Annotated in this window: 17 protein-coding genes; 15 read left to right on the top strand and 2 right to left on the bottom strand. The window is 59.9% G+C overall.

Features of this window, described 5'->3' with window-relative positions:
* Window positions 1–74: 74 nt before the first annotated feature.
* Both BJF91_RS17625 and hemC read right to left on the bottom strand, forming a co-directional pair.
* Window positions 75–791, bottom strand: a complete 717-nt coding sequence (locus BJF91_RS17625) for a uroporphyrinogen-III synthase (protein WP_075615848.1) — start codon at window positions 789–791, stop codon at window positions 75–77.
* 4 nt (window positions 792–795) lie between these two features.
* Complete coding sequence (hemC, locus tag BJF91_RS17620; RefSeq protein WP_075615847.1) at window positions 796–1,725, bottom strand: hydroxymethylbilane synthase; 930 nt, start codon at window positions 1,723–1,725, stop codon at window positions 796–798.
* An 85-nt stretch (window positions 1,726–1,810) separates the two neighbouring features.
* Between hemC and tsaD the strand changes: the two genes are divergently transcribed.
* The 15 genes from tsaD to sucD all read left to right on the top strand — a co-directional run bounded on the left by tsaD (window position 1,811) and on the right by sucD (window position 15,320).
* Window positions 1,811–2,908, top strand: coding sequence for a tRNA (adenosine(37)-N6)-threonylcarbamoyltransferase complex transferase subunit TsaD (gene tsaD, locus BJF91_RS17615; protein WP_075615846.1), 1,098 nt, complete (start codon window positions 1,811–1,813; stop codon window positions 2,906–2,908).
* Entirely contained in the window at window positions 2,905–3,906 is a 1,002-nt protein-coding gene (locus BJF91_RS17610) for an NAD(P)H-dependent glycerol-3-phosphate dehydrogenase (RefSeq protein ID WP_075615845.1), read from the top strand. Before tsaD ends, BJF91_RS17610 begins: the two co-directional genes overlap by 4 nt.
* A 34-nt stretch (window positions 3,907–3,940) precedes the next feature.
* Entirely contained in the window at window positions 3,941–4,234 is a 294-nt protein-coding gene (locus BJF91_RS17605) for a YciI-like protein (protein WP_075615844.1), read from the top strand.
* Between the two features lie 5 nt (window positions 4,235–4,239).
* Window positions 4,240–4,671 (top strand): EVE domain-containing protein, encoded by a 432-nt coding sequence (locus BJF91_RS17600; RefSeq protein WP_075615843.1) that lies wholly within the window; start codon window positions 4,240–4,242, stop codon window positions 4,669–4,671.
* A gap of 9 nt (window positions 4,672–4,680) precedes the next feature.
* Window positions 4,681–5,325, top strand: a complete 645-nt coding sequence (locus tag BJF91_RS17595) for a class I SAM-dependent methyltransferase (RefSeq protein ID WP_075615842.1) — start codon at window positions 4,681–4,683, stop codon at window positions 5,323–5,325.
* Window positions 5,326–5,976: 651 nt separating this feature from the next.
* Entirely contained in the window at window positions 5,977–6,369 is a 393-nt protein-coding gene (sdhC, locus tag BJF91_RS17585) for a succinate dehydrogenase, cytochrome b556 subunit (protein ID WP_075615840.1), read from the top strand.
* 10 nt (window positions 6,370–6,379) lie between these two features.
* Window positions 6,380–6,760 carry a succinate dehydrogenase, hydrophobic membrane anchor protein gene (gene sdhD, locus BJF91_RS17580; RefSeq protein WP_075615839.1) on the top strand — a complete coding sequence of 127 codons (381 nt, stop codon included), beginning with the start codon at window positions 6,380–6,382 and terminating at the stop codon, window positions 6,758–6,760.
* 6 nt (window positions 6,761–6,766) lie between these two features.
* Window positions 6,767–8,620 (top strand): succinate dehydrogenase flavoprotein subunit, encoded by a 1,854-nt coding sequence (gene sdhA / locus BJF91_RS17575; protein WP_075615838.1) that lies wholly within the window; start codon window positions 6,767–6,769, stop codon window positions 8,618–8,620.
* A 15-nt stretch (window positions 8,621–8,635) separates the two neighbouring features.
* On the top strand, window positions 8,636–9,415 hold the full coding sequence (locus BJF91_RS17570) for a succinate dehydrogenase iron-sulfur subunit (RefSeq protein WP_075615837.1): 780 nt from the start codon (window positions 8,636–8,638) through the stop codon (window positions 9,413–9,415).
* 293 nt (window positions 9,416–9,708) lie between these two features.
* Window positions 9,709–10,227, top strand: coding sequence for a protease inhibitor Inh/omp19 family protein (locus BJF91_RS17565; protein ID WP_075615836.1), 519 nt, complete (start codon window positions 9,709–9,711; stop codon window positions 10,225–10,227).
* 106 nt (window positions 10,228–10,333) lie between these two features.
* Complete coding sequence (gene zapE / locus BJF91_RS17560; RefSeq protein ID WP_075615835.1) at window positions 10,334–11,497, top strand: cell division protein ZapE; 1,164 nt, start codon at window positions 10,334–10,336, stop codon at window positions 11,495–11,497.
* A 182-nt stretch (window positions 11,498–11,679) separates the two neighbouring features.
* Window positions 11,680–12,642, top strand: a complete 963-nt coding sequence (gene mdh, locus BJF91_RS17555; protein WP_075615834.1) for a malate dehydrogenase — start codon at window positions 11,680–11,682, stop codon at window positions 12,640–12,642.
* 194 nt (window positions 12,643–12,836) lie between these two features.
* Window positions 12,837–14,033, top strand: a complete 1,197-nt coding sequence (gene sucC / locus BJF91_RS17550; RefSeq protein WP_075615833.1) for an ADP-forming succinate--CoA ligase subunit beta — start codon at window positions 12,837–12,839, stop codon at window positions 14,031–14,033.
* A gap of 4 nt (window positions 14,034–14,037) precedes the next feature.
* Window positions 14,038–14,418, top strand: a complete 381-nt coding sequence (locus BJF91_RS17545) for a hypothetical protein (RefSeq protein WP_075615832.1) — start codon at window positions 14,038–14,040, stop codon at window positions 14,416–14,418.
* Window positions 14,418–15,320, top strand: a complete 903-nt coding sequence (gene sucD, locus BJF91_RS17540; protein WP_075615831.1) for a succinate--CoA ligase subunit alpha — start codon at window positions 14,418–14,420, stop codon at window positions 15,318–15,320. The genes BJF91_RS17545 and sucD overlap by 1 nt, the downstream gene beginning before the upstream one ends.
* The last annotated feature ends 58 nt before the right edge of the window (window positions 15,321–15,378 follow it).

Genomic DNA, 15,378 nt, shown 5'->3' with positions numbered 1-15,378 from the left:
GTACGGGATGAAATTAGTCAGGGATCGAATGGAAGGAAAGGGGTTAGCCCGCAATTGCCGCCAGCTTCGTGGTTTTATAGGAGAGAAAACAGTCCATCTTCATCTGGTTTGGGAGCAATCGACACCTTGTGAGAGAACGGTTCCTGCACCTTTTCGGCAATATCGGGGCTGAGGCAGAAAAATTGTGCGCCTGCGAAAAGATCGACCACCTCTGTCTTGATAGGAAGGGCAAAAAATCGTCTGGCGGTCTCGGCCGAGTAGAGGAGGACGGCGTCGATACCTTTACCCGCAAGCTGCTCGATGATCTCTTCGCTCGAGTAGTCGATCGGCTGCATGCGATAGGCTTCGACCGTAACGGCAGGGATACCATGCCGGACAAGGCCCTGTTCCAGGCTCGCCTTGCGCGGATGGCCGGCAAGATAAAGCAGCGGTTTGCTCCAATCGATCGCCGCTTGCGCAATGCAGGCGCTTAAGGCTTCGCCATCGCCATCGGCACTCGTGACATTGCTAAAGCCGAGCGCCCGGGCAGCGGTGGCTGTGGCAGCACCCACTGCAAACAGCGGTGTTTCGAGATGCGGTCGAAGCACTTGGCTATCGGTGGGACAGGCCTTCAAGGCTTCCGCACTGGTGATGGCCAGCGCCGCATGCGGCCTGGTCATTCCCGAAAGCACCGCATCTGGATGATGCTGCGCCTGCGCCAGCGGCAGGATCACCGGCTCATGTCCCAGGGCGGCCAAGCGTTCGGCCGTTTTGCGGCTGGCACTTTGCGTCCGGGTCACGAGCACGCGCATGGCGTCAACCCCAACCGTCGAAGAAACCGGGTCCGGCTTTGTCCCTGACCTTTTCGCCGGCATTCCAGCCGATCGACAGACCGTCGGCGCAGCGGCCTTCCGCCTCGATCGAATGATGGACTGTGCCATCGGGCGTCAGGATCGTGCCGGTCAGCCTGATCCTCTCGCCGTCCGATATTGCATAGCCGGCTATCGGAGTGCGGCAGGAGCCGTCGAGGGCTGCAAGGAAGGCGCGCTCGCAGGAAACCGCTTCATAGGTCGGGCGGTGATTGATCGGCGCCAGGAGATCCTGAATGCGCTGATCATCAATGCGCGCCTCGATGCAGATCGCGCCCTGGGCCGGGGCAGGAGGAAAGTGCTCGAGGTCGAGATATTCGGTAATGACCTTTTCCTTGTCGAGCCGCTTCAGGCCGGCGACGGCCAGCAGCGTTGCGTCGACATCGCCTTCGGCCAGCTTGCGCAGCCGTGTTTCCACGGCGCCGCGATAGGTGATCACCTTGAGATCAGGACGCAGACGGCGGATCAGTGCCTGGCGCCGGAGTGAGGCGGAGCCGATGACCGCACCCTCGGGCAGATCGAGCAGTTTCGGTGCGGTGCGGCCGATAAAGGCGTCACGCATGTCCTCGCGAGGCAAATAGGCGGAAATTTCTAGCCCGTCCGGTAGCGCCGTCGGCATGTCCTTGGAGGAGTGCACGGCGAAATCCAGCCCGCCGGACAGCAATTGCTGTTCCAGTTCCAGCGTGAACAGGCCCTTGCCGCCGATCTCAGCCAGTGCCCGGTCGGTGATGCGGTCGCCGGTGGTCGAGAGCACGACGATCTCGAACATGTCGGGGGACAGGCCATGGGCCTCTGCCAGCCGGGCGCGGGTTTCATGGGCCTGGGCCAGCGCCAGCGGGCTGCCGCGCGTGCCGATGCGGAAAGGTTTCGTTTGCATCCGAAGTCATCCATTGTTACCGGAGGTTCTCGTACCCATGTTTGGCCTTCCTCGCAATCAATCAAATCGACGCAATTCAACCTCTATGACAGGTCGCCTGATAATTCTCGGCATCGAAACCAGCTGTGACGAAACCGCGGCCGCCGTTGTCGTGCGCGATGGTGACGGACGCGGCGAGATCCGGGCCGATGTGGTGCTGAGCCAGCTCGACGAACACAGCGTCTATGGCGGCGTCGTGCCCGAGATCGCGGCTCGCGCCCATGTGGAAGCGCTGGACACGCTGGTGCAAGAGGCGCTGGCCAAGGCCGGGGTCGGACTTCGCGATATCGACGCCGTGGCGGCCACGGCAGGTCCGGGTCTGATCGGCGGCTTGATCGTCGGGCTGATGACCGGCAAGGCGATTGCCCGCGCGGCGGCAAAGCCGCTTTATGCGATCAACCATCTGGAAGGCCATGCGCTGACGGCGCGTCTCACCGACAATGTCGCCTTTCCCTATCTGATGCTGCTGGTATCAGGCGGGCATACCCAGCTGGTTCTGGTGCGCGGCGTCGGCGATTACCAGCGCTGGGGCACAACGATCGACGACGCGCTTGGCGAGGCCTTCGACAAGACGGCAAAGCTGCTCGGCCTGCCTTATCCCGGCGGTCCGGCGGTGGAGCGCGCTGCCAAGAGTGGTAACGAAAAGCGTTTTTCCTTTCCCCGACCGCTGGTCGGCGAAGCCAGGCTTGATTTTTCCTTTTCGGGACTGAAAACGGCAGTGCGCCAGGCGGCCGAGGCGACGGCGCCTGTGAGTGAGCAGGATATCGCCGATATCTGCGCCTCCTTCCAGCGTGCCATCGCCCGCACCATGGACGACCGGATCGGCCGGGGGCTGGCGCGGTTCAATGCGGAATTTCCTGGTCTCGAAGAGGCTCCGGCTTTGGTCGTCGCTGGTGGCGTGGCGGCCAATCAGGCCCTGCGCGGCGCCTTGCAGATGCTCTGCGACCGGCACGGCTTCCGCTTCATTGCGCCGCCGCATCATCTGTGCACCGACAATGCTGCGATGATTGCCTGGGCCGGTCTGGAGCGGCTGGCCCATGGCTTTCCGGCGGACGATCTCTCGGTATCACCCCGCGCCCGCTGGCCGCTCGACGGCCAGGCCGTAGCGGTACTGGGCTCCGGCAAACGAGGCGCCAAGGCATGAGCGAGACGGTAGTCGGACAGCATCACATCGTCGTGATTGGCGCTGGCGCCTTTGGCACGGCGCTGGCCGTGGTCATGGCACTTGAGGGGCGTGCCAAGGTGACGCTGCTCGGCCGTGACCCATCGCTGATCGCCGATCTAAAGGCGGATGGCGTGCATGACGCGGCGCTGCCGGGTGTGTCACTGCCGTACGGTCTCGATTTTGCCTTTGAACCCGATGTGCTTGGAAATGCCGACATCGTGCTGTTTGCCATGCCCTCCCAGGCTCAGGCCGATGCGGCTATGGCCTATGGTCCCTATCTGGCGCCCGAAGCCATGGTCGTGACCTGTGCCAAGGGCATCGATCGCGCGACATCGCGCCTCCTGACCGATCTCCTCGAAGAAAAGCTGCCGCATCATCCGGTGGCGGTTCTTTCAGGCCCCGGTTTTGCCATGGATATCGCCCGTGGTTTGCCGACGGCCATGGCGCTTGCTGCGTCCAATATTGACATGGCCGAGGAACTGGCCCGGTCGATCTCGACCCGAACTTTCAGGCTCTATGCCTCTGACGATCGCACTGGCGTGCAGCTCGGCGGCGCCTTGAAGAACGTGCTGGCGATTGCCTGCGGCATGGTGGAGGGCCGGGGGCTCGGCGAATCCGCCCGGGCGGCGCTGATCTCGCGCGGGCTTGCGGAAATGTCGCGGCTGGTGACCGCCATGGGGGGTAAAGCCGATACGGTGCGCGGGCTTTCCGGGCTCGGCGATCTGGTGCTGACGGCGACCAGCCATCAATCCCGCAACCTGCGTTATGGCTTGGCGCTCGCCCATGGCGATGCCGCAGGACCGGGCAGCGGACCTCTGGTCGAAGGCGCTTTTGCTGCCGCCGTCGCAGCCCGGCTCGCCGAACATTACGGCGTCGTCATGCCGATCACCGAGGCCGTTGCCGCCATCATCGAAGGCGCGCTGGATATCGACCATGCCGTGGATGCCCTGATGACCCGGCCGATTACGACAGAATAAGAGTACCACTGAAGAACAATCGAGGAGCTATGCCATGCTGTTTGCTGTGATCTGCGCCGACAAGCCCAATCATCTGGACCTAAGAATGGCGACACGCCCGCCGCATGTCGAATGGCTGAACGGTTTGAATGCCGAGGGTGTGCTGAAGATCGGCGGCCCCTTTCTTGATGACGCGGGCAAGCCCTGCGGCTCAATGCTGCTGATCAAGGCAGACGACTTGGCGTCTGCCAAGGCCATTGCGGCTGAAGATCCCTATGCAAAGGCCGGGCTGTTCGAAAGCGTCGAGATCAAACCCTATAACTGGGTCTTCAACAATCCCGAGGCATAAGATCCATGGCGTTCTGGCTCTATAAATCCGAACCGTTCAAATGGTCCTGGGCCATGCAGAAGGACGCCGGTGCCGTCGGCACCGAATGGACCGGTGTGCGCAACTATCTCGCCCGCAACAACATGCGCGCGATGAAAATCGGCGACAAAGGTCTATTCTACCATTCCAACGAAGGGCTTGAGGTCGTCGGGATCACTGAGGTCTGCGCGCTCTCGCATCCCGATTCGACTGCCGAAGGCGACGCTCGCTGGGACTGCGTGGATATCCGCGCCGTCTGCGATATGCCAAAACCGGTGACGTTGAAGGACGTGAAGGCCAATCCAAATCTGGCGCAGATGGCGCTTGTCACCTCGATGCGGCTTTCGGTGCAGCCTGTGACGGAAGAGGAATATTTCGAGATCTGCCGGATGGGCGGGCTCGACAATCCGCCGGTGTGAATCGGGCCGATGAAGATCGATCCGCGTCGGTTCATTCTCGACAATACAGATGTCATGGCGCCGCCGCATGTGCCGGAAATCCGGCTGCATCTGGCCAGCGAAGTGCATGATCTCTGGCTGAAAACCGAGGAAGATCTGGCGGAGATTGGCCTGCCGCCACCGTTCTGGGCGTTTGCCTGGGCCGGGGGGCAGGGGCTGGCTCGCTATATCCTCGATCATCCGCAGGCGGTGGCCGGAAAGACGGTGGTGGATTTCGCCAGCGGCTCCGGGTTGGTAGCAATCGCTGCCGCAAAGGCCGGGGCTCTGTCGGTCGTTGCTGCCGATATCGATCCGTTTGTGCCAGCGGCCATCGCGCTCAACGCCGCCGAAAACGAGGTTGAGCTTGCGATTTGCGCTGAAGATCTCGTGGGCAAGCCGCTTCAAGCCGATGTGTTGCTGGCGGGCGACGTGTTCTACGATCAAAGCTTTGCCGAGCGCCTTCTGCCTTGGTTCTCGCTGCTTTCCGGATCTGGCCTAACCGTTTTGGTGGGCGATCCCGGCCGCAGCTATTGTCCAAGAGACAGGATGCAAGCCTTGGCCAGCTACGAAGTACCTGTCACCCGGGTACTGGAAGACAGCGAGATCAAAAGGACCACGGTCTGGCGCTTTGCCTGACCACTGTTCAAGGTCTGATGATGCAGACGCTGGCTTGGTAGGTGCAAGGGGAGGCCTGTAGCGCCTCCTTCACGTCGATGATCTTTGCCTTTGGCGCCAGCTGCCGGCTTTCATCCCTCACGCCATTGCTGCGTGACGCAGAGACCGGCAGAACATAGGTTCCCCCTGGCACGCCAATGCCGATGATTGATCCGCGGGAACCGGCGAAATGGTGATGCCGCGCAGCGATTGCATCGCCAGCATATGCTGACGTGACGAGCGGAAAACCGCAGCAAAGCGCGAAGCCGAGCATAAAAATCCGCGACCTCGTACGGGTAATTCTACCAGTGGCAGGCAAGGTTTTTTCTCCGGTGCGACCAAAATCTAGTTAACGAAAGGTTAATATCGACTCGTGGAAAATCAAGGGTTTTCCGCAATTTGCGCTACCGGGCGGACGTTTTTCTTAAGGACTGCCCTATATTATCAGTTGACCGTCTTTGGTCTGGGGCGGGGCTTGCCAATCGATTAAATTGAAAGCCGTTCTCAAATGCGCCTTGTCCTGCATCAAACGGAGGATTAAAGGTCCAATTTGACGCACTGCACTCCCGCTGGCAGCGCCCTATATCCCTTCCATTCCAAAGGTGGAATGCACTTGAACGCCGTGAGGACAAGATGGCGAACGTGACAAAACAACGGCCTTTGTCGCCGCATCTGCAAATTTACAAGCTTGTTCCGACGATGTTGATGTCGATTGTACATCGCATCACCGGTGGTGCCCTGTATTTTGGTACCGCTCTGGTGGCGTGGTGGCTGATCGCCGCATCGACGGGCGCTGACTACTATGATTGGGTGTCCTGGCTTATGGGCACATTCATCGGCAAGATCGTGCTGTTCGGCTTCAGCTGGGCACTGATCCATCACATGATTGGCGGCATGCGCCATTTTGTCTGGGACATGGGCTACGGTCTGGAGAAACACTTCAACACCAAGCTCGCCCAGGCAGTTGCCGTTGCCTCCGTTACCCTGACCGTCGTGGTCTGGATCATCGCCTTCATCATTCGCTGAGGTTACAATCATGGATATGCGTACACCGCTCGGCAAGGTTCGCGGTCTGGGATCTGCCAAGGACGGAACTGAACATTTCTGGCGTCAGCGGCTGACGGCCGTCGCCAATGTGCCACTCTTCCTGTTTTTCATCTTCTTCATGCTGACCCATGCCGGCGCGCCCTATGCCGACGTCGTTTCGGCGTTGTCGAACCCGATTGTCGCCGTCCTCATGGGCCTGGTCGTGCTTTCGGGCCTCATCCATATGCGGATCGGCATGCAGGAAATCATCAGCGATTACATTCATAACGAGTTGGTGAAGATGAGCCTGACGATGCTCAACACGTTTTTCGTGGTCATCACCGGTTCGCTCTGTCTTTTCGCCATCCTCAAGATCGCGTTTGTAGGATAATTCATCATGGCAGCGACAAGTTCTTCTCAATCCGGCCCGACGATTAACGGCAGGAGCTACACCTATGTCGACCACGCCTATGACGTGGTCGTGGTCGGTGCTGGCGGCGCCGGTCTGCGCGCGACGCTCGGCATGGCAGAGCAGGGGTTCAAGACCGCCTGCATCACCAAGGTTTTCCCAACCCGCTCCCACACGGTTGCAGCCCAGGGCGGCATCGCCGCTTCGCTCAACAACATGACGCCGGATTGCTGGCAGTGGCATCTCTATGACACGGTCAAGGGTTCCGACTGGCTCGGCGATGTCGACGCCATGCAATATCTTGCCATGGAAGCCCCGAAGGCGGTCTATGAGCTTGAACATTACGGCGTGCCCTTCTCGCGTAACGAAGAAGGCAAGATCTATCAGCGTCCGTTCGGCGGTCACATGCAGAATTACGGTGAAGGCCCGCCGGTACAGCGCACCTGCGCTGCCGCCGACCGTACCGGCCACGCCATTCTGCATACGCTCTACGGCCAGTCGCTGAAGCACAATGCCGAATTCTTCATCGAATATTTCGCGCTCGACCTGATCATGGCGCCCGATGGCCGCTGCACCGGCGTCGTTGCCTGGAACCTCGACGACGGCACGATCCACCGCTTCACGGCGAAGATGGTGGTGCTGGCGACCGGCGGTTACGGCCGCGCCTACTTCTCGGCGACCTCTGCGCATACCTGCACCGGCGACGGCGGCGGCATGATCGCACGCGCCGGCCTGCCGCTGCAGGACATGGAATTCGTGCAGTTCCATCCGACCGGCATCTACGGCGCCGGCTGTCTGATCACCGAAGGCGCACGCGGCGAAGGCGGCTATCTCGTCAACTCCGAAGGCGAGCGCTTCATGGAACGCTATGCACCTTCGGCCAAGGACCTTGCCTCGCGTGACGTCGTTTCGCGCTGCATGACGCTGGAAATCCGCGAGGGTCGTGGCGTCGGCAAAAACAAGGACCACATCTTCCTGCATCTCGATCATCTCGATCCGGCCGTTCTGCACGAGCGCCTGCCCGGCATTTCCGAGAGCGCCAAGATCTTCGCCGGCGTCGACGTGACGCGCGAACCGATCCCGGTTCTGCCGACGGTTCACTACAATATGGGCGGCATTCCGACCAACTATTGGGGCGAAGTGCTTAACGCCAATGCTGAAAATCCTGAGCGGATCGCACCCGGCCTGATGGCTGTTGGCGAAGCCGGTTGCGCCTCGGTACATGGTGCAAACCGCCTCGGTTCCAACTCGCTGATTGACCTCGTGGTCTTTGGCCGCGCCGCAGCCATCCGCGCTGCCGAAGTGATCGACCGCGTCTCGCCGATCCCGGCGCTGGATATAGCTGCCTGCGACAAAATCATGGAACGCTTCGACGCGATCCGTCATTCCAGCGGCTCGACGCCGACGGCCGTGCTGCGTGACAAGATGCAGCGCGCCATGCAGGAAGACGCCGCCGTGTTCCGTACCCAGGAAGCGCTCGAAAGCGGTTGCCGCCGCATTTCGGCGATCTGGAAGGAACTGCCTGACATCAAGGTCACCGACCGGTCGCTGATCTGGAACTCGGACCTGGTGGAAACGCTGGAACTGCATAACCTGATGCCGAACGCGATCACCACGGTTTATAGCGCCGAGGCCCGCAAGGAAAGCCGTGGCAGCCACGCCCGCGAGGACTATGTCGACGGTCCGTTCGGCGGCCGCGACGACGTCAACTGGCGCAAGCATTCGCTGGCCTGGGTCAACGAAGCTGGCGATGTGAAGCTGGATTATCGTCCAGTTCATACCGAGCTTCTGGCTGACGGGATCGATCCTAAGAAGATCGAGCCCAAGGCCCGCGTTTATTGATGGGATCATATCACCATGGTTGAACTGACGCTTCCCAAGAATTCGCAGATCAAGCCAGGCAAGGTCTGGCCGAAGCCTTCAGGTGCCAAGAACCTGCGGGAATACCAGATCTATCGCTGGAGCCCTGACGATGGCGAAAATCCCCATCTCGACACCTATTATGTCGACATGGACGATTGCGGCCCGATGGTGCTCGACGGTCTGCTCTATATCAAGAACAAGATCGACCCGACGCTGACCTTCCGTCGCTCCTGTCGCGAGGGCATCTGCGGCTCCTGCGCGATGAATATCGATGGCACCAACACGCTGGCCTGCACCAAGGGCACTGATGACGTGAAGGGCACGGTCAAGATCTATCCGCTGCCGCATATGCCTGTGGTCAAGGACCTGGTACCCGACCTCAATAACTTCTATGCCCAGCATCGCTCGATCGAGCCCTGGCTGAAGACGGTGTCGCCGACGCCGGCCAAGGAATGGAAGCAGAGCCACGACGACCGGTTGAAGCTCGACGGTCTCTACGAGTGCATTCTTTGCGCCTGCTGCTCTACGTCTTGCCCGAGCTACTGGTGGAACGGTGATCGTTACCTCGGTCCGGCCGTGCTGCTGCAGGCCTATCGTTGGTTGATCGACAGCCGCGACGAAGCCAAGGGCGAGCGGCTCGACAATCTGGAAGATCCTTTCCGACTTTATCGTTGCCACACGATCATGAACTGCGCGCAGGTCTGTCCAAAGGGCCTGAACCCGGCCAAGGCGATTGCCGAAATCAAGAAGATGATGGTCGAACGTCGCGTCTGACCTTATCTGCGCCAAGCCTGCACCATTCGGAGCGGGCTTGGCGTTATCACGAGAATGACAGCAGAGCCGTCCTTGTTTCAGCCTGCGGCTCACGCGGTTTTGTAAGAAAAATTTCGGCCGGTCCGACGCAATCGCTTCGTTTGCCGGCGGCTCTATGTGTGCCTGCCTTGATTTCAAACCGGTTTTGGCGCTAGTTTCCGGGCGTTTGGTACAGGCCAGTCTTTGGGGTGTTTAACGCATAGCGCTGAAAGCGCGTCCAGGCTGACGACGAAGAAGCAACCGGGAGTGTTAGGATGAAACTGAAATTTGCGGCGACGGGTGTTCTGGTCGTGCTTTCGCTAGCCGGATGTCAGCGCACGTCCAGCGATTACGGGTCCTCGTCGCTGCCGCCTCTTCAGGCCCAGCCGGTTCCGCAAGTCCAGTCCGGACAATTGCCGCCGCCTGGTGGCGCTAACCAGTTTCCAGCCGCTCCGACGACTGCCAACCAGAGCGCCGCTCTGACGCCGAACGCACCGCCGCCGGGCGGGTCTCTCGATTTCACCAAGGAACAGATGGTCGGCAACTGGCGGGTGGCAAATGGCCAGACGAGCTGCGACATGTTCCTGACGCTCACCAATCTCGGTGGTGGCTCGCGCGGCGGCACGCGCGGCTGCGTTGGCCCTCTGACGGCCATGGGCGCCTGGGAAGTTACCAATAAGCAGCTGATGTTGAAGGACCGCGACGGTAACGTGATCGGCAGCCTCTACAAGACAGCCGACAACCGTTTCAGCGGCTCAACCAGCAGCGGCCAGCCGATCAGCCTTAGCCGTTAAGACGATTTGATAATATTGTCCGAGGGGCTGGCGCCGGTCTGGCGCCCGCCCTTTCTTTTGCTGCCCGAACATTATGGGTAGCCCTTCCTTGCCTGCGGAGTCCGACATGCAGCCTGTGCCCGATTACACCCTCAGCGTCAGCGAGGATCTGAAGGCCAGGGTTGCTTCAGGCGAATTGACGGCGGACCCGGCGCAGATTGGCGTCGCCGCGAAGCTTGACCGCATCCTTCTGCAGTTGAAAGAGCGCAAGCCAGCCAAGAAATCCTCTGCTCTTGGCTGGATCTTTGCAAGGCATCGTGCACCGCAGACCCGGATCATGGGACTTTACGTGCACGGTAGCGTCGGTCGCGGCAAAACCATGCTGATGGACCTGTTTTTCCGCATGGCGCCAGTGCAGAAAAAGCGGCGGGCGCATTTCCATGAATTCATGGCCGATGTGCACAATCGCATCCATGCCCATCGCCAGAAGCTGAAGAATGGCGAGACCAAGCAGGCCGATCCGGTGCCGCCAGTGGCCGAACAATTGGCAAATGAGGCAGAACTGCTCTGCTTCGACGAATTCACCGTCACTGATATCGCCGATGCGATGATCCTGTCGCGATTGTTCACCGAACTGTTTGCGCGCGGCTGTATTCTGGTGGCGACCTCTAATGTCGAGCCTGACAATCTTTATCCGGACGGGCTCAATCGCAGCCTGTTTTTGCCCTTCATCGGCCTGCTCAAGCAGTATGTGGAGGTCCTATCGCTGGATTCGCCCACCGATTACCGGCTGGAGAAGGCGGATCAACTGCCGATCTATCTGGCGCCTGCCAATGCGGCGGCGGATCGGGAAATGGACCGCGCCTGGAAATTGATTACCGCCAGCCGTATCGAGAAGCCTGAAGAGATCGAGATGAAGGGTCGGGTTGTCCCCGTGCGCAGGGCGGTCGGCAAATACGCGCGCTTCACCTTCAACGAATTGTGCGAGCAGCCGCTTGGCGCATCCGATTTTCTGGCCATTGCCGATCGCTTCCATACTGTCTTCATCGATCACATTCCCCTGTTGGGGCCCGAAAAGCGCAACCAGACGAAGCGTTTTATCATCCTGATCGATGCGCTCTACGATCATCACATCCGCGTGCATGCAAGCGCTGCCGCTGAGCCGGAAGCACTGCTCACAGTCAGAAAAGGCACCGAAGGTTTCGAGTTCGATCGTACCGCATCGCGCCTGTTTGAGATGCGCAGCCGCGAATATCTTGAGGCTCACGCTGCTCGTTATGTACAAATGTGAAGAATTGATGACTGAATATCTTACCTTTACGTAAGATTTTTATAGTCTAAACGATTGAAAAAACTCAGGTTGTAAATATCGGTTGCGCTTTTTTCCAGGCCGCGCTATGCGAATGGCCCAAAGGCCGGTCATTCTTTCCCGGAAGGCCCACCTTGGTTTTGGATCTAAAAGGAAGCACTTCAATGGCGCGCAACAAGATCGCACTTATTGGTTCTGGAATGATCGGTGGCACGCTGGCCCATTTGGCCGGCCTCAAGGAACTCGGCGACATCGTCCTGTTCGACATCGCCGATGGTGTGCCGCAGGGCAAGGGTCTGGACATCGCGCAGTCCTCCCCCGTTGAAGGCTTCAATGCCAAGCTGACCGGCTCGAGCGACTATGCCGCTATCGAAGGTGCAGATGTCTGCATCGTCACCGCTGGTGTCCCGCGCAAGCCCGGCATGAGCCGCGACGACCTGCTCGGCATCAACCTCAAGGTCATGGAGCAGGTTGGCTCCGGCATTAAGAAGTATGCCCCCAACGCTTTCGTCATCTGCATCACCAACCCGCTCGACGCGATGGTCTGGGCTTTGCAGAAGTTTTCCGGCCTGCCGGCCAACAAGGTTGTGGGCATGGCTGGCGTGCTCGACAGCTCGCGCTTCCGTCTGTTCCTGGCTGAAGAATTCAACGTCTCTGTGCAGGACGTCACGGCATTCGTGCTCGGCGGCCACGGCGACACCATGGTGCCGCTGGCTCGTTACTCCACAGTCGGCGGTATCCCGCTGACCGATCTCGTCAAGATGGGCTGGGTCACTGCCGAACGTCTCGAGCAGATCATCCAGCGCACCCGCGACGGCGGCGCCGAAATCGTCGGCCTGTTGAAGACCGGTTCGGCCTTCTACGCGCCGGCTGCTTCCGCGATCGAAATGGCGGAATCCTACCTCAAGGACAAGAAGCGCGTTCTGCCTTGCGCCGCTCACCTGACCGGCCAGTATGGCGTCAAGGACATGTATGTGGGCGTTCCCACCGTCATCGGTGCTGGCGGTGTCGAGCGTGTCATCGAGATCGAGTTGAACAAGGACGAAGAAGCCGCCTTCCAGAAGTCGGTCGGCGCGGTTGCTGGTCTCTGCGAAGCCTGCATCAATATCGCTCCTGCCCTGAAGTAATTGCCACGCAGTCGAGAGCGGGGGCCGGTCACGGCCTCCGCATTTGCGTGCATTCGATTTTCCGATCTACTGCGTGATTCCTTAAATCCAGGTCGGTTTAAGGAGGAAATTAAGCAGAGAATTTCAAGCGTTACAGCGTCCTTTGTGTGTTTTCAGAACGCGCGGCGCTGCAGGGCCAAAGATAGGACCAGACGATGAACATTCACGAATATCAGGCCAAGGCTCTTCTGAAGGGCTTTGGTGCGCCGGTCGCTGAAGGCGTGGCGATTCTCTCAGCTGATGAAGCGGCTGCTGCCGCCAAGCAGCTCCCGGGCCCGCTTTACGTGGTCAAGAGCCAGATCCATGCTGGTGGCCGCGGCAAGGGTAAGTTCAAGGAGCTCGGCCCCGATGCCAAGGGCGGCGTTCGCTTGGCGAAGTCGATCGACGAAGTCGTGGCTCACGCCAAGGACATGCTCGGCAACACGCTGGTTACCGCCCAGACTGGCGACGCCGGCAAGCAGGTCAACCGTCTCTATATCGAAGACGGCGCCGACATCTCCCGTGAGCTTTACTGCTCGCTGCTGGTCGACCGTTCTGTTGGCCGCGTAGCCTTCGTGGTTTCCACTGAAGGCGGCATGGACATCGAAGCCGTTGCCCACGATACGCCGGAAAAGATCCACACCATCGCCATCGACCCGGCGACCGGTGTCACGGCAGATGATTTGGCCAAGATCTCGGCTGCTCTCGCCCTCGAAGGCGTCGCCGTTGAAGACGCCAAGTCGCTGTTCCCGGTGCTTTATAAGGCCTTCAATGAGAAGGACATGGCGCTTCTGGAAATCAACCCGCTGATCGTCATGACCAATGGCCATCTGCGCGTTCTCGACGCCAAGGTCTCGTTCGACGGCAATGCACTGTTCCGTCACGACGACATCCGCGCGCTGCGCGACGAGACGGAAGAAGATTCCAAGGAAATCGAAGCCTCCAAGTGGGACCTGGCTTACGTTGCCCTCGACGGCAACATCGGCTGCATGGTCAATGGTGCCGGTCTCGCCATGGCGACGATGGACATCATCAAGCTTTACGGCAAAGAGCCGGCTAACTTCTGCGACGTCGGCGGTGGCGCTGGCAAGGAGAAGGTGGCGGCTGCCTTCAAGATCATCACGGCCGACCCGAAGGTCGAGGGCATCCTCGTCAACATCTTCGGTGGCATCATGAAGTGCGACGTTATCGCCGAAGGCGTGATCGCTGCCGTCAAGGAAGTCGGCCTCAAGGTTCCGCTGGTCGTGCGTCTGGAAGGCACCAATGTCGATCTCGGCAAGAAGCTGCTCAACGAATCGGGTCTCGCCATTACGGCTGCCGACGATCTGGATGACGCCGCCAAGAAAATCGTCGCTGCTGTGAAGGGCGCCTGAGCTGATGGCCGATAAATCCAAGACCGTAAAGCGCCAGCCCTTCGGACCGAACGAGACAGATATCAATCTGTGCTATTTCGTCAGCTGGGATGCCGACTTCGATCCTGAAGGTGGCGTTGCCGAACGTTGGGCGCATTTCACCGACCGGGACGATGCCGCCGCTTACTTCGCTGAGAAGTGCAAGGATGCCAGCCTGTTCGTCTGGAAGGGCGAGCTTGGCGTCGCCAAGTCCGACGACCATTTCGACTGGTTCCACACCCAATGGTCCAAGAGCCTTGATGCGCATCTGACGCAAAAGCCGGCCAATGGCATGGGCTATCGTTTTTCCAATGACGCCTTTGAGGCATTTGAACCCCTCGAATTCGAGGAAGAGGAAGCCGAGTAATGTCGATTCTGATCAACAAGAACACCAAGGTCCTCGTACAGGGCCTGACCGGCAAGACCGGCACCTTCCACACCGAGCAGGCTCTTGCCTATTACGGTACGCAGATGGTCGGCGGTATTCATCCGAAGAAGGGTGGCGAAACCTGGACCGGTTCTAAGGGCGAAAGCCTGCCGATCTTCGCATCCGTTGCTGAAGGCAAGGACAAGACCGGCGCTGATGCAAGCGTGATCTACGTTCCGCCGGCAGGTGCTGCCGACGCCATCATCGAGGCAATCGATGCGGAAATCCCCTTCATCACCTGCATCACCGAAGGCATTCCGGTCATGGATATGGTGCGGGTCAAGGCTCGTCTTGAAAAGTCCAAGTCGCGCCTGCTCGGCCCCAATTGCCCTGGCGTGCTGACGCCGGAAGAATGCAAGATCGGCATTATGCCGGGCTCGATCTTCCGCAAGGGTTCGGTCGGTATCGTCTCGCGTTCGGGCACGCTGACCTATGAAGCCGTGTTCCAGACGTCCAACGAAGGCCTCGGCCAGACGACGGCTGTCGGCATCGGCGGCGACCCGGTCAAGGGCACCGAATTCATCGACATCCTGGAAATGTTCCTCGCCGACGAAGCCACCAAGTCGATCATCATGATCGGCGAAATCGGTGGTTCCGCTGAAGAAGACGCTGCCCAGTTCCTGATCGACGAAGCCAAGAAGGGCCGCAAGAAGCCGATGGCTGGCTTCATCGCCGGCCGTACCGCGCCGAAGGGCCGTACCATGGGCCATGCTGGCGCCGTGGTTTCCGGTGGCAAGGGCGATGCGGAATCCAAGATCGCGGCCATGGAAGCGGCCGGTATCAAGGTCTCGCCGTCCCCGGCACGCTTGGGTACAACTCTGGTTGAAGTCCTTAAGGGCTGAACCACATAGAAGAGCAAGGACAGGCGGGCCATTCGGCTCCGCCTGTCATGATGTTTCT

The organism is Gillisella taibaishanensis, from assembly GCF_001938985.1.
Taxonomy (GTDB): domain Bacteria; phylum Pseudomonadota; class Alphaproteobacteria; order Rhizobiales; family Rhizobiaceae; genus Allorhizobium; species Allorhizobium taibaishanense.
This window is presented reverse-complemented; position numbering and strand designations above follow the sequence as displayed.